This window comes from Vibrio splendidus, assembly GCF_002873455.1.
GTDB lineage: Bacteria > Pseudomonadota > Gammaproteobacteria > Enterobacterales > Vibrionaceae > Vibrio > Vibrio splendidus_J.
This window is the reverse complement of sequence record NZ_MCUN01000001.1, coordinates 129,515-148,677: the sequence shown is the minus strand read 5'-3', so window position 1 is coordinate 148,677 and position 19,163 is coordinate 129,515. Positions and strand designations below refer to the sequence as shown.

General features: G+C 44.0%; 16 protein-coding genes. 5 read left to right on the top strand and 11 right to left on the bottom strand.

Annotated features, from left to right (window positions below):
• The first annotated feature begins 82 nt into the window (after positions 1–82).
• From imuA to BCU75_RS00645, 3 genes are all read left to right on the top strand, one after another.
• Positions 83–790: a translesion DNA synthesis-associated protein ImuA gene (gene imuA, locus BCU75_RS00655; RefSeq protein ID WP_076679041.1), complete on the top strand. Its 708-nt coding sequence runs from the start codon at positions 83–85 to the stop codon at positions 788–790.
• A 3-nt stretch (positions 791–793) separates the two neighbouring features.
• Positions 794–2,263 carry a Y-family DNA polymerase gene (locus tag BCU75_RS00650; RefSeq protein WP_102472665.1) on the top strand — a complete coding sequence of 490 codons (1,470 nt, stop codon included), beginning with the start codon at positions 794–796 and terminating at the stop codon, positions 2,261–2,263.
• Between the two features lie 113 nt (positions 2,264–2,376).
• Positions 2,377–5,454, top strand: a complete 3,078-nt coding sequence (locus BCU75_RS00645) for an error-prone DNA polymerase (protein ID WP_102472664.1) — start codon at positions 2,377–2,379, stop codon at positions 5,452–5,454.
• A gap of 348 nt (positions 5,455–5,802) precedes the next feature.
• Here BCU75_RS00645 and BCU75_RS00640 read toward each other — a convergent pair whose 3' ends face one another.
• Together BCU75_RS00640 and mlc are read right to left on the bottom strand one after the other, a co-directional pair.
• Entirely contained in the window at positions 5,803–6,744 is a 942-nt protein-coding gene (locus tag BCU75_RS00640) for a chemotaxis protein CheV (RefSeq protein ID WP_004736572.1), read from the bottom strand.
• A gap of 169 nt (positions 6,745–6,913) precedes the next feature.
• Positions 6,914–8,131 carry a sugar metabolism global transcriptional regulator Mlc gene (gene mlc, locus BCU75_RS00635; protein WP_102466667.1) on the bottom strand — a complete coding sequence of 406 codons (1,218 nt, stop codon included), beginning with the start codon at positions 8,129–8,131 and terminating at the stop codon, positions 6,914–6,916.
• Positions 8,132–8,450: 319 nt separating this feature from the next.
• On the opposite strand from mlc, the gene pyk reads away from it, so the two are divergent.
• Positions 8,451–9,899, top strand: a complete 1,449-nt coding sequence (pyk, locus tag BCU75_RS00630) for a pyruvate kinase (RefSeq protein ID WP_102472663.1) — start codon at positions 8,451–8,453, stop codon at positions 9,897–9,899.
• 218 nt (positions 9,900–10,117) lie between these two features.
• Here the strand turns inward: pyk and BCU75_RS00625 are convergent, their stop codons facing one another.
• Both BCU75_RS00625 and BCU75_RS00620 read right to left on the bottom strand, forming a co-directional pair.
• Positions 10,118–11,329, bottom strand: a complete 1,212-nt coding sequence (locus tag BCU75_RS00625; RefSeq protein ID WP_102472662.1) for a patatin-like phospholipase family protein — start codon at positions 11,327–11,329, stop codon at positions 10,118–10,120.
• A 41-nt stretch (positions 11,330–11,370) separates the two neighbouring features.
• The gene (locus BCU75_RS00620; RefSeq protein WP_102466665.1) at positions 11,371–11,460 is read right to left on the bottom strand and encodes a YnhF family membrane protein; all 90 of its coding nucleotides are present in this window, start codon (positions 11,458–11,460) and stop codon (positions 11,371–11,373) included.
• A gap of 145 nt (positions 11,461–11,605) precedes the next feature.
• Here BCU75_RS00620 and BCU75_RS00615 point away from each other — a divergent pair, with 145 nt between their 5' ends.
• On the top strand, positions 11,606–12,199 hold the full coding sequence (locus BCU75_RS00615) for a hypothetical protein (protein ID WP_102472661.1): 594 nt from the start codon (positions 11,606–11,608) through the stop codon (positions 12,197–12,199).
• A gap of 110 nt (positions 12,200–12,309) precedes the next feature.
• Here the strand turns inward: BCU75_RS00615 and BCU75_RS00610 are convergent, their stop codons facing one another.
• From BCU75_RS00610 to pabC, 7 genes are all read right to left on the bottom strand, one after another.
• A complete protein-coding gene (locus tag BCU75_RS00610; protein WP_102472770.1) occupies positions 12,310–12,714 on the bottom strand; it encodes a hypothetical protein in 405 nt (134 codons plus the stop codon).
• A gap of 228 nt (positions 12,715–12,942) precedes the next feature.
• Positions 12,943–14,373 carry a PTS glucose transporter subunit IIBC gene (gene ptsG / locus BCU75_RS00605; protein WP_004736562.1) on the bottom strand — a complete coding sequence of 477 codons (1,431 nt, stop codon included), beginning with the start codon at positions 14,371–14,373 and terminating at the stop codon, positions 12,943–12,945.
• 444 nt (positions 14,374–14,817) lie between these two features.
• Positions 14,818–15,585, bottom strand: coding sequence for a TatD family hydrolase (locus tag BCU75_RS00600; RefSeq protein ID WP_102472660.1), 768 nt, complete (start codon positions 15,583–15,585; stop codon positions 14,818–14,820).
• Positions 15,576–16,541, bottom strand: coding sequence for a DNA polymerase III subunit delta' (locus tag BCU75_RS00595; protein ID WP_102472659.1), 966 nt, complete (start codon positions 16,539–16,541; stop codon positions 15,576–15,578). Before BCU75_RS00595 ends, BCU75_RS00600 begins: the two co-directional genes overlap by 10 nt.
• A 6-nt stretch (positions 16,542–16,547) precedes the next feature.
• Positions 16,548–17,180 carry a dTMP kinase gene (gene tmk / locus BCU75_RS00590; RefSeq protein WP_076679050.1) on the bottom strand — a complete coding sequence of 211 codons (633 nt, stop codon included), beginning with the start codon at positions 17,178–17,180 and terminating at the stop codon, positions 16,548–16,550.
• Between the two features lie 10 nt (positions 17,181–17,190).
• A complete protein-coding gene (gene mltG / locus BCU75_RS00585; RefSeq protein ID WP_102466087.1) occupies positions 17,191–18,207 on the bottom strand; it encodes an endolytic transglycosylase MltG in 1,017 nt (338 codons plus the stop codon).
• Positions 18,204–19,082, bottom strand: a complete 879-nt coding sequence (pabC, locus tag BCU75_RS00580) for an aminodeoxychorismate lyase (RefSeq protein WP_102472769.1) — start codon at positions 19,080–19,082, stop codon at positions 18,204–18,206. Before pabC ends, mltG begins: the two co-directional genes overlap by 4 nt.
• Between the last annotated feature and the right edge of the window lie 81 nt (positions 19,083–19,163).

The following is a 19,163-nucleotide window of genomic DNA, read 5'->3' as shown; positions in this document are numbered from 1 at the left end:
CTTACTTCCGCTATTTTTAATCATTTTGCTTTGCATCTTTTTTATTGTTAAATATACTGTATAGATATACAGGTATTTAATTATGCATGAACTAATAAAAAACTTACAAGACCGCCAGCTAATCTGGACAGGGTTACAATCAACAGCGCAAGGAAGTACCACTTCAACAGGCTATCCTCAATTGGATAAACAGCTTGATGGTGGCTTTCCAACACACGGTGTTATTGAGGTTGAATCTCAGCAAGGGATCGGTGAACTTCGCCTACTTACGCCTTATTTAGCTCAACAAAACTCACAAAAATTGGCCATATTCATTAACCCACCGGGGAAGGTCTGTGCCGAGTTTTTTAACAGCCAAGGTATTGAACTAGAGAATATTCTCGTTATCCAGCCTCAACGTGACCTCGATGCATTATGGGCAGCAGAGCAGTGTCTTAAAAGCGGTGCCTGTCACTCTGTATTGCTATGGGGTGCCGATTTAGAAATTCACCAAACCAAGCGCCTACAAGCAGCAAGCGAAACCGGTAAGTGCCTGCAATTTCACTTTAAGGCCACCAATCATAATCAGTTGTCCCTACCTGTTTCTTTAAGCATGAAGCTATCTGCTCACGCCCAAGGATTAAAAGTTGAGGTCACGAAAAGAAAAGGCAGTTGGTCATACGGCAGCTTTATTCTAGACATGAGCCACAACTGGCCGTTACTCACACAAAAAGTTACTCAGGAAGTTAGCTCAAATCGTGCTTTGTCGGATAACACTGTGCTTACTTTCCCTATTGCGAAACAAGGCTAACGTATGTTGTGGCTTTATCTGCACTTTCCATCTCTGCAGTTGGATACATTGTTTAGCTCTAATGAATTGAGTTCGAACGAAGAATCACACGATCAACCTATTATCATCGTGGATGAAAAAGATCACCGTGTGCTGCAAGCTAACCAAGCTGCACTACAATCGGGAATTTTGCTTGGCATGGGATTAGGGTCTGCGGCGGCGATCTGCCATAACTTACACGTCCACCCTTACAGTATTGAGCTAGAAAAAAATAAGCTGAAAGAGATCGCTCAATGGGCTTATTTGATCACTTCCGACATGGCTTTACTACCACCCAATGGCTTGTTGATTAAAGCTTCTAATATGCTGTCACTTTACGATGGGCTAGATAACTATTGGCATGAGCTCAAAAGCCACTTAGAAACGCTCAATATCCAGTTCAGCTTCGCTACGAGCTACTCGCCACTTTCTGCGATCCTTTTGGGCAAGCAATCCATCAACCAAGTCACTAATAATGTTGAGCAAATGAAAGCATGGGTCAATCAACAAGCATTGAGTTCTAGTGAGTTGCCAACTAAGCAAGTGGAGCGTCTGAACCGTGTCGGCATTAACTTAGTGGAAGATCTATTAAAGCTGCCTTTGCAAGAGGTCGCACGTCGCTTTGATATCGACTTGGTGAATTATGTAGGTCGTCTTAACGGACAGTTCAAGCACCCAATTGATTTCTATCACCCACCAGAGAGTTTCCAACAATATTTGGAGCTGTTGTTTGATATTGAAAACATCCTTTTCATCGAAAAGCCTTTGCTGAAATTGTTGAATCAGCTCGAGTGCTTTTTGAGGTTACGTGACCGAGTGGCTTTCGAGTTAACGCTGACTTTGCATCTAAGGGATAAAGACGATCATCATGTCTCTTTTTATTCAGCGCAGGGCGATTATCTTGCCAGCAAATGGGCGAACCTTACGCATCTCACCTTAGAGTCACTGAAGATCACAGCACCCGTTCAAGGACTCACTCTCTCGTTAACTCGTCATGGTGAGCCTCAAATGGCCTACCATGATCTTTTTGATGGAAATACCGGAACGCTTGCTGCGTTAGATTTGCTCTCACTACTGCAAGCCAAGTTAGGGCAAGCCTGCATTCAAACACCGAAAATACAACATGACCCAAGGCCAGAAAAAGCCAATCAGTACTCGCTTCCAGCACTAAGTAAGTCTGTGGCAAAGACGCAAGTTTACCCAGAAATCGTGCAACAAACAGCAACTCTCAACATCAACCAAAAACGACTCAGGCCGAGTATTCTACTGCCCGAGCCCGAAGCCTTAACCGAGAGTGTCACCCTATCTCAAGGCCCTGAACGCATTGTTTCTGGATGGTGGGATGGCGAGAAAATCATTCGTGACTACTTTATTGCTCACAGTGAAAACGGTCGGTGGCTATGGGTATTTAGAACGCCAGATAAACAATGGTTTTTACACGGCTTATTTAGCTAGTCTGTAAGAAAGTAAGTCCGTAAGAAATTTCGTTAGCTCGTCCGTTCTACTTGTTCAATTTCAACATCCCTTTTCAATCATGTTCACTCGCAATGGTTAAGTGAGATTACGTTATGTCTCAGCAATACTCAGAGCTATTTTGCCAAAGTAATTACTCCTTCCTTGAGGGAGCCTCACACGCAGAAGAGCTTGTTTTACAGGCCGACTTCTTACGTTACAAAGCACTCGCTGTTACTGATGAGTGCTCGGTGGCGGGCATCGTTAAGGTTCACTCTGCTATCAAACAACATAAGTTGTCGCTCAAGCAAATTGTCGGGAGCATGTTCTGGCTAAATGAAGAGTGCCAAGTAGTCTTGTTGTGCCCCAACAGAAAGGCCTACGCAGAGCTGTGCCGTATCATTACTAACGCGAGACGTCGTAGCAGTAAGGGACATTACCAACTCTCTGAGTGGGATATCATGTCGGCTAAACACTGCTTCATTCTTTGGCTTCCTCAACAAAAAAATGAAGATGCACATTGGGGGCAATGGCTCTCCCAACATCACTCAGGTCGGCTATGGATCGGCTTACAACGACACCTCAAACAAACCGACCAGCAGTACATCGATTACTGTGTCGAGCTGTCTCAACATCACCACCTGCCGATAACGGCTTGTGGGGGCGTGTTGATGCACAATGCTAACCGCTTACCTTTGCAGCACTCATTAACTGCGATTAAGTACCAAAAACCCATTACCGAAGTGGGCAGTCACTTACTTGCGAATGCCGAACGCTGTTTACGAAGTATCAATAAGCTCTCTCATATCTTCAAAGCTGAGTGGCTAGAAGAGAGCAACCAAATCTCAGAGCTGTGCGAATTTGACTTAGACAGCTTACGTTATGAATACCCAAGTGAACTGATTCCTCAAGGTGAGACGCCCATGAGTTACCTGCGCATGTTGGTCGAGAAAGGAAAACAAGCTCGCTTCCCGCAAGGTGTACCTAATGATATTCAACAAATCATAGATAAAGAACTCGGACTGATTGATAAGCTCAATTACCCTTTCTTTTTTCTCACTATTCATGACATCGTCATGTTTGCCAAAAGCCAAGGCATTCTTTACCAAGGTCGAGGTTCTGCGGCCAATTCGGTGGTCTGTTATTGCCTAGAGATCACCTCTGTCGACCCAAGACAGATCTCGGTGCTATTTGAACGATTCATCAGTAAAGAGCGTAATGAGCCACCTGATATTGATGTCGACTTTGAACACGAACGCCGCGAAGAAGTCATCCAATACATCTACCAAAAATACGGTAGAGAACGCGCAGCGCTTGCTGCAACTGTCATTTCTTATCGTTTTAAAAGCGCGGTCAGAGATGTAGGCAAAGCATTAGGACTGCAAGAAACTCAGCTCGATTACTTCATTAAGAACACCAATCGCAGGGATAAAAGCCTAGGCTGGCAAGCCCAATTAACTCAATTAGGGCTACAACCTGATTCCTTGAAGGGGCAACAGTTTATCCACTTAGTTAATGAGATCATCGGCTTCCCACGTCACTTATCTCAACACGTTGGTGGCTTTGTTATATCTTCAGGGCCTTTATATGAACTGGTTCCTATCGAGAATGCTGCGATGCACGATCGAACCATTATTCAATGGGATAAGGATGATCTAGAAACCTTAGGCTTGTTGAAAGTCGATGTGCTTGCACTGGGTATGCTCTCTGCGATTCGTAAATGTTTCGATCTGATCAAGCGCATCCATGGTCGCTCACTAACGATCGCAGAGATCACTCGCCTTAAGGATGATCCTCAGGTTTACGGCATGATTCAGCGAGCAGACACGGTCGGGGTCTTCCAAATTGAGTCACGCGCGCAAATGAGCATGTTGCCAAGGCTTAGGCCGAGAACTTATTACGACTTAGTGATTCAAATTGCTATCGTGCGTCCAGGGCCTATTCTGGGCGACATGGTGCATCCGTTTCTAAAACGTCGAGATGGCATTGAACCAATCAGTTATCCATCTAAAGACGTGGAATCGGTACTATCGCGCACTTTAGGCGTGCCGATCTTCCAAGAGCAGGTGATTAAACTCGCGATGGTCGCTGCAGGGTTCACTGGCGGAGAAGCAGATCAACTCAGACGAGCGATGGCCGCTTGGAAGAAAAATGGCAACGTCTTTAAGTTTAAAAACAAGCTCATCGAAGGCATGCAAGAGCGTGGCTATGAGACAGGGTTTGCTGAACAGATCTTTAAGCAAATATGCGGCTTTGGCGAATACGGTTTTCCTGAAAGCCATTCGGCTTCGTTTGCGGTATTAGCGTATTGCTCTGCTTGGTTGAAATGTTACTACCCCGAATGTTTCTACGCTTCTTTGCTTAATAGCCAACCCATGGGCTTTTATAGCCCCTCACAGTTGGTACAAGATGCTCAACGGCATAATGTGGTGATTCTTCCGGTATGTGTCAATGCCTCACAAGACAACCACATAGTCGTTGAACATCAAAACGGTTTAGCTATTCGCTTAGGATTACGACAGATAAAAGGCCTGAGTGAACATGGTATTCATAGTGTGCTCGCCAATCGCCCACAATCCGGTTATCGCCACCCGAGTCAGGTGAAGCAATTGTCGATGAGTAAAAAGGACATTGAGTTACTCGCGTCAGCCAATGCGTTGCACAATGTTTCTGGTAACCGATTCCAAACACGTTGGGCAATGATGGATTCTGCATCTGACTTACCGTTATTTAGTCAAGTTCACGACGACATAGAACACTCATGGCATCAGCCCAGTGAGATGCAAAATTTACTAGAAGATTTCAGCAGTATCGGAATTTCATTGAACAAACACCCAATCACTTTGCTCGAAGAAGCCAATCGATTAGGCCGATTCACACACATGAAAGACTTAGCACAACAAAGGCACAAATCCATGGTCACCGTTGTCGGGTTGGTCACGGGTAAGCAATCACCCGGCACCGCAGCTGGTGTCACCTTTGTCACATTGGAAGACAACACCGGTAATATCAATGTTGTGGTATGGGGAGCCACCGCACGCGCTCAACAGCAAGCTTATCTCACAGCCAAGGCTTTAAAAGTACAAGGGATATTAGAAAAAGAAGGGGAAGTCGTGCATGTGATAGCGGGGAAGCTCATCGATATTACCGAGGACATTGTTGGCTTAAACACCAAGTCTCGGGATTTTCATTAGCAGTGTAAGTTTCATTAGCGATATACACCGCTATTGTTCTAAACACTCTTCTAAATAAACTGAGATAGAAAAACAAAAAAGGGAAGCATCAGCTTCCCTTTAATTCAATTTGTTGAGTTATGACTCAACTTCAGCTTCCGTACGTCTTTTCTTAAATTCCCTATATAGTAATAAGCTCAAAGTCATTACGACTTTAGAAGTCAACCATATCATTAAGAGGAACTACCTTAAATTGTGTGTGAAAAGTTACGCTAGTAGTTGAGCATATTTCGTTAAAAAAATATGCTGTATGAATATTAGCAAACACTTTCCATAAGGTCACTCAAAATAACCGTACAGCAGTATTAATTACAAAATCTGACGCATTCGCTCTTGAGTCACTTCAACCAAGAGGTCCGGTTGGAACTTAGAAATAAAGCGATTACACCCTACTTTCTCAACCATGGCTTCATTAAAACTTCCACTTAATGAAGTATTTAGCGTAATAAATAGGTCATGCATTCTTGGATCCGTACGCACTTCATGAGTCAGTTTATAGCCGTCCATTTCAGGCATTTCGGCATCGGTGATCATCAATAGTATTTCTTGGTTAATGTCTTTACCTTCATCACACCAACCCTTAAGTAAAGTCAGAGCTTCTAAACCATCACAACATTCGATAATGTTCAAACCCAGTTGCGACAAGGTACCTTTAATCTGGTTACGCGCGGTCGAAGAGTCATCAACGATAAGTACATTGCGTCCAACCATTTCATTGGCAAGTTGCTCATCTAAGACACCGTCAGAAATTGAAACGTCATAATCGATGATCTCAGCGAGTACCTTCTCAACATCAATGATCTCAACGATCTTGTGCTGCTCTTCTTCTTGAATATGCGTGATAGCCGTCAGGTAATTGGCACGACCCGTTGTCTTTGGAGGCGGCTGAATTTCAGTCCACGTCGTATTCACGATATTACGGACTTGTCCAACCAAGAAACCTTGTACGGTTCGGTTGTATTCCGTGATGATCAAATTATTTTCTTGAGTCTCATCTCGTGACGGTGGAAAGCCAATCGCGCTGCGCAAATCGATAACAGGCACCGATTCACCACGTAAAGACGCAACACCCGTAATATGATGGTGAGAGCCCGGTAAGCGAGTGAGTACTGGCACTTTTAGGACTTCTTTCACTTTAAATACGTTAATCGCAAATAATTGACGACTGTTTAAGCTGAATAACAAGAGCTCCAGACGGTTTTCACCGACCAGTTTGGTTCTCTGATCAACCGAATTTAAAACGCCAGACATACAACACCTTAGTGACAAATAATAACTGTGGCTACAATAGCCTACTTCAATAGGTTAAAGCAAAGCGCCAATGCACAGAATACTTAAACTAAGTACAACAAATGATGTTATACAAAGCTTAAGTGCATGGAAAGGTTCAAGGTAAGACTACAAGATGAGAAAAAAGGGGTTAGCCTTCAATCACTTTCATTAACAGTTGGCCATCATATAAGGCTTGCTTCACAAGCGCTGCACCAGGCATGGTTGCTTGTTTATAGAACCGAGATTCAACCAGCTCTAGATCTTGATGGTAAACCGATAAACTCTGCTCTTCGATACACTTTTGAATCGCAGGGTACAACACGCTTTTAGCCTGATTGATAACACCACCCACCAAGACTTTCTCAGGGTTGAAAAGGTTAATCACAATCGCTATCGCGGCACCCAAGTAACGACCTAACTGTTCAATAACTTCAACAGCCAATGGATCACCATCAGCCGCTGCAGCACAGATCTGTTCAATAGTGACATCTTCAAACACAGTTAATGACGATGCTTCACCATTAGCCAATCGTTCTTTCACTTGATCACGGATCGCCTGAGAACTCGCGACCGTTTCTAAGCAGCCTCGGTTACCACAATGACAAAGTTTGCCCTGCTTATCGATCTGGATATGCCCAAGTTCACCGATATTGCCGTGGCGACCTTGCAGCACTCGGCCATCAAGAATGATCCCGGCACCGACACCATGGTGAATCGAGATAAGAACAGAATTATCGTTATCTTGTGAGTGACCAAACAACTTCTCTGCCAATGCCCAAGCTCGGGTATCATTGGCGATAAAGACTGGTAGACCCGTTTCTTTGTAGATCTCAGGACCCAACGCTAAATTTTTAACGTTGTAGTGCGGCATCTGCAACACAATACCTTGCTCAGAATTCACAAGACCCGGTAGCGTAACCGCAATGCTTGTCACCCTATCGAGTTGCTCAGCATAGGTTTGGAAAAACTCATCAATTTCATGTAGAAGACGCGCAAGCACATCATCTTGGTCACGTTCATGAATATCAATCTTAGTATCGATAAGCACGTCGCCGCCCAATTCATGGAGCGCGATCGTCAAGTATCCACGACCAAGACGCATCGACAGAAACTGCCAACCTTCATTATTGGTTTGCAGACCGACAGCAGGACGCCCACGAGTCGTGGCTTCTTGAACCGTCGTTTCGTGAATAAGGTGAGCTTCAATGAGTTCACGGGTAATTTTAGTAATACTCGCCGGAGCCAACTCACTTTGCTTGGACAGATCGATACGAGAAATAGGACCTTTAAGGTCAATTAGTTTATATACACGACCAGCATTGACCTGTTTGATATGATCAATATGGCCCGGTTGAGCCATGTACATTTTACGCTCCAGAAATCATCAACGAGGTAATTTTTTTACTTTGCGAAGTAATTGTGAAGTCACTTGGTATATCGCCGTGACCAGTATCACGTATATACATGAATCTTTGTGTATCGAGTCAAATAGTTCGAGAAAAATTAACACCCACATCGATAAATTGAGACTTAATTTTCTGAATAAAACATCGTTATTGAGCCCTGAATTCAATAATTAGAGCCAAATAAAGAAATATCCTCCTAGCTCCCAATAAATAATCAATTAATGCATATACTTAATTCAGTCTTTTAAAAGATTACTTGGCCTCACTCTAGGAGTATTCATGACAGCCGAATTAAGAAAAACGAAAATCGTCACCACGCTAGGCCCTTCTACCGATAAAGGTAACGTGCTTGAAGAAATCATCAAAGCCGGTGCCAATGTCGTCCGTATGAACTTCTCTCACGGCACCAGCGACGACCATATACAACGCGCAGAAAACGTCCGAGCAATAGCAAAAAGACTCGGCACTCAAATCGCTATTCTAGGTGACTTACAAGGTCCCAAGATTCGTGTGTCGACATTCAAAGATGGCAAAATCCAATTAGCCGTTGGTGATCAATTTACTCTCGACAGTAGCCTAGGTTTAGGTGAAGGCAACCAACAAGCCGTTGGCCTTGATTACAAAGAGTTACCTAACGACGTATCAGCCAGCGACATCCTGCTGCTTGACGATGGCCGTGTTCAGCTGAAAGTGACCAAAGTGGAAGGCTGTCGCGTTCATACCGAAGTTATCATTGGCGGCCCACTCTCGAATAACAAAGGCATCAACAAAAAAGGCGGTGGCCTTTCCGCAGAAGCGCTGACAGATAAAGACAAGCGCGACATCGTTACCGCAGCCAAAATCAAGGTGGATTACCTCGCGGTATCTTTCCCACGCAACGGCGCAGATATGCACTACGCTCGTCAGCTCGCACGAGAAGCAGGTTTAGAAGCTCACCTTGTAGCAAAAGTAGAGCGAGCAGAGACGGTAGCCACTGTTGAGAACATGGATGACATCATAATGGCTTCAAATGTGGTCATGGTGGCTCGTGGTGACCTCGGAGTGGAGATTGGTGACCCTGAATTGGTCGGAGTGCAAAAACAGCTTATACGCCGTGCTAGAGCGCTTAACCGAACAGTCATCACCGCAACTCAGATGATGGAATCAATGATCTCAGCACCCATGCCAACCCGTGCCGAAGTAATGGACGTTGCCAATGCGGTACTTGATGGAACAGATGCAGTCATGCTCTCTGGTGAAACCGCAGCAGGTGATTACCCCGTTGAAACGGTAAAATCGATGGCAGAAGTCTGTATTGGCGCAGAGAAAATGGCGGGCATTAATAACCAATCTAATTACCGTATTGACCGCACCTTTGTTACCGCCGAAGAAACCGTGTCGATGGCAACCATCTATTCTGCAAACCATATGGAAGGCATTAAGGGCGTAGTCACTCTCACCGAGTCAGGTCGTACCGCACTGATGATGTCTCGCCTAAGCGCTGACATGCCTATCTACGCGCTGTCTCGTAACGAAGGAACGCTTAATCGCTGTACCTTGTACCGAGGTGTGACACCTATCTATTTCGAAACAGCAGCCGAAGATAGTTTTGACATTGCATTATCTACGCTCAGTTGCCTGAAAGAAAAAGGACACCTTAAGTTTGGCGACCTAGTGATCGTCACTCAAGGCGACATTATGGATGTGGCGGGATCAACCAACTGCATGAGAATCCTACCTGTCACCTAACGTCTTACTACTAAGGTTGGGATTCATACATAAAACAAAGTACACAAAAAAGGGTTATCGAACCAAGTTCAATAACCCTTTTTCATTTCAGAACATTCTTCGCTAATGACATGATCAATTAACGGCATGACCAATCAACGGCAGAATACACTAACGACATAGTAAACTAACGACATGCTAACTCATCAACTTGAAGTGTTACTTATCAACATCAAGCATTACTTCTCAGCAGCGACGCTTGCCAACTGTGGCATATGTGAGCTACGAGCATTTTCCGTAGAGGTGTAGGTTTCTACAAAACGGTAGCCAGCTTCTAGACCCAATTGGTAATCGTGCAATAAGTCTTCTTTATCACTCATTAATGAGCTCGATTTTAGCGGTTGGCTAGGTGCTATCTGAACCACGAAGGCGTCATCGGGAGGAGAGTTGAGGAAGTCCTGAGTCAACGAGTAGGTTTGGTAATGGACCATCAACATATCAGCCAAGCCCGAATCAAATTTATCACCAATCAAGTGACTTAAACGATAGATATCATCTGCGCCAAACAACCATCGACCACCATTTAAAAGATCCAAATGCACCCTGTCGCGCTTTTGCTCTTTTGAACTCAAAATTTGTTGTTGAAAGAACGAGCTCCAATCGGTTTTCCATTGATCTACTTTTTGTTGCCAATGACCTTGAACATTATTCAATGAGTCACGAAACCATTCAAGTTCTTCTAAAGAAGCCCTGTTGTTCTTCGCTAAAATTGGCTTCTTTTGATCCTGAATGGGTAAATCAACATTCGACTCAAAGGTAGGTTCTGTTCTAATAACAACAATAGATCGTGCCTGACGACGCCAAGCTTCTTGCACAGGAATAGCAGCCGAAACACCGCCGTCTACGTATGTTCCATTATCGATCAGTATTTCATCATTGTATAAACGAGGGATGGCACACGTTGCAATCATCACTTTATACCAATCTTCACCCAGCAAAGGAAAGTAATGGTCTTGAAGATCTTTTGAGTCGGTTACCGCAGCAAAGAGTTGACGATCGCCCAGGGTTTGTCGCCCCAAATCAAGATCAAGCTTGTATGGGTACGCCATGATCTGCTCTAAGGCCCATTCTAATCCTAGGTTCTTTCTGTGCCGTATATAAGAAAAGAGATTGAAGAATTCTGGTGAAGTCGTGAGGTCGAGAACGAAAGAACGGCCAAGGCCCTTATCGCGGCACAGATAAGCGCATAAGTTGAGAGCGCCCGCTGAAGTGCCAAAAAATTCATCGAAGGGATCAAAATTAGAAAGAAGAAAGGCATCCAGCACTCCAGAAGTGAAAATACTTCTCTGTCCGCCACCTTGAGCGACCAGTGCTGTTTTTCCAGCAATAAACTTAGCGTAGTAACCCAAGTCTATTGCTGTATCAATATTGGTTATAATCCCACTATTCATTATTCCCTGAGTATTAAAACCCAGCCTCGCGATAGATGGTATTAACTACCAATCGCAATAAAACCAAATGAAAGAATGATGGTATAGATGATCACTGTTATTTGTAGAGCATTTTTCAGATTATGGTCCATAGACACCTCTGGCTTATTATTAATTTGTCGAGTCTCTATTTAAGTTTTATCAGGTGTGTGAAGTATCTTCAAGAATCGTCGAAATTAGTCGCACAATATTGATGTAACCATCACAATTAGTAAGTGTATGGACAAGGATATACTCATGAATAACAAAGCAAATATGATGGCACTGATTGCATTTTTCTCCGTTTCGAGTGTGTATGCTTCTCCGGAGATCATCATAACCCCAATGGTGGGTTATACCGGAGGCGGTAGTGTCGAAGACCAGGATGGTAAAACGTATGATATGAAAGGTTCGGAGAACTACACCTTTGCGATTGAAACGCCACTTGAAAAAGGGCGCATCGGCTTTTTCTATTCTAACCAGAGCTCTGAATTAGAAACGCTCAACCTAAGCTCTTCCATCCAATACCTTCACTTTCAAAGCAGCATCTACTACCCTGCTTCCTCTGTGTTGTCTGGCTATCTAGGGCTCGGCCTTGGGGCTTCTTACGTTGATGTAGACTGGGCAAAGGATAAATATGGCTTCTCAACTTCTATCTTTGGTGGCTTAGAGTACAAATTTAGTAATCGCTTAGCGTTAAATACACAAGTGCGTTGGCTAGGTACTGTGGTCGACAACGACACCTCTGGTGTTTGTAACGTACCGAGCAATGGTCAAGACTGCATCATCCGCTTTGATACTGACTGGATGAATCAATTCCAAGCCAATGTTGGATTGAGTTTTACCTTCTAGGTTGAGTCCCTATATTGGATCAATAAGTCTTTAGACTAGAAGTATTCTAACGAAATGAAAAAACCAGCTTGATGCTGGCTTTTTCATTATAAAAACGGTTTTATTTCAATTTAGAACTTGTAAGTGACACCCAATGCACCACCCACTTGCAACTCAACACCTTTATACATGTCGAGCTCAGGGTGAACTTGTGCGTAAGCATTCCAACCTTCGTAGAAATTCACTTTCACGCCTAACGGTAAACGCAAACCAAAGTCGTCGTTCCATTCAGCCCAAGCACCAGCACCCACGTACCAGCTCAATGGAGCTTCAGTCTCAAATTGACCGCGTTTCCAGATATAGTCAAATGCAGCGCCGTCATTGCCAATCGTAGCCCGGTATTTCTGATCAAATTCCACAACGACACTCAGGTCTTGGTCGATAGCTAGTCCAACTTCTAAATCTGTGGCTTCAGAAGCATGAGCAAACGAGGCCCCGCTGCAGCACATAAGGCCGATCAAGTAACGATGTTTCATAATATTCTCAGACTGTTTTGAAAAACGGAAGATTACTTGAATCATAGCTATAGATGTCATCGCTTGGTTAAAGATCGCAACCATTAGAAGCTCAAAAACGAGCATCAACACATCAAGTTGAGTGGTAACTCACGGAGTTAAAAAAGATGAAACGTAGAAAGATCTTTATGTCGCAGAAAACAAAAAAGGAGGCCTTTCGGCCTCCTTTTAATTTATTGAATCAGTGAATTAACCGTTGTTACGGATCCACTCATCCATGTCTGTTTTAAGATTGTCAGACTTAGTACCGAAGATAGCTTGTACGCCACCAGCAACTACAACAACACCTGCAGCGCCTAGTTTCTTCAGTTTGTCTTGGTCAACAGCTTCTGTATCAGCAACTGCAACACGTAGACGAGTAATACAAGCGTCAAGACCAGTGATGTTCGCTTTGCCACCGAATGCAGCAACTAACTCACCAGCAAGCTCTGTACCAGTTGCAACGATGTCGTCTTCTGACTCGTCTTCGCGACCTGGAGTTTTAAGGTCAAGTGCTTTAATCACAGTGCGGAATACGATGTAGTAAATTGCAGCGTAACCAATACCACATACAACCATTAGGCCCATCTTAGACGCGTTGCCAGATAGAACTAGGAAGTCGATTAGACCGTGTGAGAAAGATGTACCGTGTACAAAACCTAGAGTGTTAGCAAGAACGTAAGCAGAACCAGCTAGTAGAGCGTGGATTGCGTACAGTACTGGAGCAACGAATAGGAATGAGAATTCGATTGGTTCAGTGATACCCGTTAGGAATGAAGTCAACGCAGCAGAAGCCATGATGCCCATTACTTTAGCGCGGTTTTCAGGTTTAGCTGAATGTGCAATTGCGATTGCAGCAGCAGGTAGACCGAACATCTTGAACATGTAACCACCAGCTAGCTGACCGAAGCCATTGCCCGCTGCACGAGATGCGTCATCAGCAACTAGGTAACAAGTAAGAACACCGTTTTGAGTTTCGCCAGCGGCGTTTACACAAGTACCAGCTTCAAAGAAGAAAGGTACGTTCCAAACGTGGTGAAGGCCAAATGGAATTAGAGAACGCTCAACGATACCGTAGATACCAAACGCCACTTGTGGGTTTTGGTGAGCAGCCCAATCAGAGAACGCAGAGATAGCGCCGCCAACTGGTGGCCATACTACAGATAGTAGGATAGCTAGACCAATCGCAGAGAAACCTGTGATGATTGGCACGGCACGCTTACCAGCGAAGAAGCCAAGGTACTCTGGTAGTTGAATACGGAAGAAACGGTTGAATGCCCAAGCAGCAACACCACCGACTAGGATACCACCTAGTACACCAGTATCGATTTTATCAACGCCCATTACACCAGCCATTACGCCAAGTGTAGCAGTCATGATGCCGTAACCAACGATAGCAGCTAGACCAGCTACACCGTCGTTATTAGTAAAGCCAAGTGCTACACCTACTGCGAACAGTAGTGCCATTTGACCGAATACTGAACCACCCGCTTGTTCCATTAAGTTTGAAACGATTTCTGGAATGAAAGGAAGGTCTGCTGCACCGACACCTAGCAAAATACCCGCAACTGGTAAAACTGATACTGGTAGCATCAGAGACTTACCAACTTTCTGCAGGTTAGCAAAAAGGTTCTTAAACATGTTTATGCTCCTGATAAAGATAAAATAATTATATGGGTTCTAACGGCACACCCCCGTAGCCTATATGTTAGCACCCAGTGAAAATGTAACCATGTATTGCATTATATTTTCTGCCGCTAAATATATATTGATGGGGAACTAACTTTCTAGTCACTTACGAAATTTAGTTTCAAAATACGTCTTGGATCACATGTCAAATCTAGAAATGCAATGCTTTACAGGCCCATAAGCAATTGAAAATAATGGTTATTTTTTAATTAGGGTATTATTTTACTGGGTAAATAAAATAGGAGCTAATGTTATTTTTAGTAACAAAATTACAAATGTTATAAATAGTGCTCTCAAGTTCAACATAATTCGTAAACATTAAAAAAAAACGTACTTTTGGTGATCAAAAACACAAAAAGGGAGCTTTCGCTCCCTTTTGTTTGTTTAGTTAGTTTTTTATCGCAAAAAAAGTTTTTGGTAATTTCTGGTCGTTTGTTCAGCAACTTCTTTCATTGACAGCCCTTTCAACTGCGCAATATAAGCCGCTACTTCGACCACATATGCAGGCTGATTCTGTTTACCTCGATATGGAATCGGAGCCAAATATGGCGAATCTGTCTCGATCAGCAACCTATTTAGAGGTAAGTTCTTCACAACATCTTTAAGTTCTGTGGCTTGTTTAAAGGTCACAATACCTGAAATCGAGATATAAAAACCCAGTTCCATTGCCGCTTCAGCGAACGCTTGATCTTCGGTAAAGCAATGAATCACACCGCCACACTTCTCTGCTCCACCATCGCGTAAAATAGCTAACGTATCTTCACGCGCGTTACGCGTATGGATGATCAAAGGCTTATTTAGCTCTACTGCCAGCTCTACATGTTGCTTGAACCTAAGCTGTTGCAGTTCTGCCGTCTCTGGCTGGTAGTGATAATCTAAGCCTGTCTCACCTATCGCCACAACCTTTGGGTTGCTCGCATACTCACGCATTCTTTCCAGACAGAAATCGCTCTCTACATCGAGAGGGTGAACGCCACAAGAGGCTTTAACGTTATCGAACGGCGAGATCATCTCAAGCATATTTTCAAACGAGTCTAATGTCACACCGACAGAAAGCAGTTGGTCTACGTTTGCTGCCTTCGCCTTATTAACCACGTCTTCTACGCTGGTGTGTAAATCTTGGTAATCCAGTTTGTCTAAATGACAGTGGGAATCTACGAACATGTTTCCTCGCAAGTAGCAATTAGCCAATTCATTATAAGCAGCTCCGTATTGAGCCCAGGGTGTTGCTTTAACTGCTCAATCAATATCAACAGTTTATTCGATGCTGTGTAAGCACTTTGATAAGACATTACCTCAGAGAGTGCGCTGGCACTCGGGGTGATCGCCTTGCTCGCTAAACCAAAATGCAGCTTTTGCACGTCAGACAATAAATGCCATAGCCAACCTAGTTGAACCAGAGGCTCCTTACTCAGATTTGCAGAGAACTTTAGCATGTCTGGTTGGACACCTTTGATAACATTGACAAAGCCATCGAGCACTTTTGTTGAGGCTTCAACACCGCCTTGCTCAAACATCGCTTTGGCTTTCAAAGGTGCGTTGTCATTCAATGCCAATATGTACTGGGGAACCGTTTTACCGACTTCTCCATCTAACCATGCCGATCCCGCATCCAATTGTGGGCACACCACATTAAATTGCTGACAACGGCTAAGAATAGTCGGCATTAAACGATTACTATTGCGCGTCGAAAGAATGAAAATACAGTTACTCGCAGGTTCTTCCAGCGTTTTCAACAGCGCATTAGACGCCGATTCGTTCGTCGCTTCAGCTGGATTCAGCAAGATGACACGAAGGCCACCTAACTGAGACGATTGTTGAGCCCAACGGTTACTCGCACGCACTTGGTCAACCGTAATCGATTTACCTTCTTTCTCAGGTTCAATCACATGGAAATCCGGGTGACTCCCCGACTTCATCAGTTCACAGCTGTGACAAAAGCCGCACGACTCGCTTTCGTAATTAGTACACATCAATGCATCGGTAAGTTGGCTAATCAGCGCATCAACGCCGAGCCCTTCCGGTGCATTAACAATCATAGAGTTAGGAAAGCGCTCTGCATCGAGACTTTTTTTCCACTCACTCCATACCGGTGTGAGCCAAGAATACACTTCAGCCATAAATACCTACTGTTTATTAAGCCAAGCACTGAGCGCGACTTTAATATCAGCGGCTACTTGCTCAATTTCTTGCTGCGCATTAATCACGAGTACAGAATCGTCTTGCCCTGCGATTTCTAGATAACGCTCACGCGTTCGGTCAAAAAATGAGATATCCATCTTTTCAATTCTATCAAGCTCACCACGACCTCTGGCACGCTCTAGCCCTACTCTAGGGTCTAGGTCCAAATATAGCGTTAGATCTGGTTTAAAGCCGCCTAGCGTGGTTGCTTTCAGTGATTCCATCGTAGTGCGGGCTATCTGACGACCACCACCTTGGTATGCTTGAGAAGACATATCATGACGATCACCCAATACCCATTTACCGCAGTCTAGTGCGGGCTTGATGACGTTTTCTACTAATTGAACACGTGCTGCGTACATCAACAGTAGTTCCGTCATATCTTGAAGCTTCTCACCTTCGTGTTCTTCTTTTACCAATGAACGCATTTTTTCCGCCAAGACCGTGCCACCCGGCTCTCGAGTATTGACGATATCTTCAACACCCGATGCTTTTAATGTCTCAACGATGGCATTGATTGCTGTACTTTTGCCAGCACCTTCAAGGCCTTCAACTACGATAAATTTCGACTGATTCATAATTATTTCTTTATTTGTTTTTTCTTAATTGCTTTAAGTAAGCTCGTACTGCACGGTTATGCTCAGTCAAACTCTTTGAAAATACGTGACCGCCTGTTCCACTCGCAACGAAATACAGGTAGTTGCTCTTCTCTGGATTCAGCGCAGCATTGATAGACGCTTTGCCCGCCATTGCAATAGGCGTCGGTGGTAAACCACTCATTGTATAAGTGTTGTATGGCGTTGGAGTACGTAAGTCTTTCTTACGTATATTGCCTTTGTAACTGTCGCCCATGCCGTAGATAACCGTTGGGTCAGTTTGCAGACGCATACGCTTGTTCAAGCGATTAACGAACACAGAAGACACACGTTCACGCTCTGATGCTACTGCAGTCTCTTTCTCAATGATAGACGCAAGAATTAGGGCTTCATATGGCGATTTAAGAGGCAGTTTCTCGGCTCTATTTTCCCATTCATCATTGACTACGTTCATTAGATCTCGGTGGGCACGTTTCAACAAATCTAAATCCGTTGTGCCGTAGGTATAGTGGTATGTTTCCGCTAAGAAAAGGCCTTCTAGCTTTTCATTTTCGATACCAAGCTTTTGTGCGATCTCTTTTTCAGAGACATCATTCAACGTCTGCTGAATGAATTCGTTGTCTTTTAGCTGAACAAGCCACTCGTCAAAACGACTGCCTTCTACGAAGGTAATGGTAAATTGGTGCTCTTTCCCTTCTACAAGCACTTGTAGCGCCTGCTCTAGGGTTAAACCGGGTTCAAGCAGGAATGTACCCGCTTTTACGTCTACAAGCTCAGGATGTAACTTACGGATTAATTTCTCGTAAGGAGAAGCTTCAAAAAGCCCCTCGTTAATCAACTGTGCTAGAACACGGTTAAAGCTGCTGCCTGAAGCAACGGTAACCACCTGCGGTTTTTCTAATTGAATAACTTGTTTCAGGTTATCTTGCGCTTGGTTGTAAACATAAAAACCAGCAGCAGCGGCTGCGATTAAGCACAAGATAATAAAAATAAATAACTTTTTGATCACGAGTTTAGTTGTCCTTGAAGGCTACGAGTAACGGTTCCAATGTTGAATTGGGTATCACTAATACGGGTAACTGGGGCAACCCCTAAGATGGAGTTGGTCATGAAAATCTCATCAGCTTGCATGAGTTGAGATAAGCAGTAGTCACTAATTGTAACGGAAAGTTCAGCTTGATTCAGCGCGGTTAACACTTGCTTACGCATAACCCCTGCCACACCACTTTGCGTGAGTTGAGGTGTATATATCATCTGACCTTTTCGCCAAAATAGATTGGCCATGGTGGTTTCAATCACATTGCCCGAGATATCAAGAACTACACCATCAGCTTCATCGGCCTGATCCATTTCATCTTTCATCAAGATCTGCTCAAGACGATTATTGTGCTTATGGCCTGCGAGCAGTGGGCTCAAACCTAATGCTTGTTGGCAGATACCGAGTTCTACACCAGAATCTTGCCACGCTGAATAATGACGAGGGAAATCAAATGTACTGATGGTTATCGTTGGCTTGGCGATATTCTTGGCACTGTAGCCACGACCGCCGGCCCCACGGCTAACGTGTAGCTTAATCCCAGCTTTTTGATTATGAGGCTTGTTTGTATCATGGAGGATCTTTGAACCATAAAGGCTCTTTGTTCCGTGAAGATCGTTATCTTGGATATGTTGAAGTGCATTATCGATCCAAAGGCTAACAACATCCCAATCAAGTGTCGGAATACGTAACGCTTTAAGGCATTCGTCGACACGACATTGATGATCATAAAAATGTTGAACCTGACCCTCTTGGACAAGCATGGTGGTAAAACAGCCATCCCCGTACTGAAACGAGCGATCCAAGATATCGACTGTTTGCTGGCTTTCTCCATCAACCCAAAACATGTTTTTCCCCATAAAAAGAAACGGCTCAATGCTAAAGCATCAAGCCGTTTAAAAACAAGTCTAATTATGACTATCTACGAA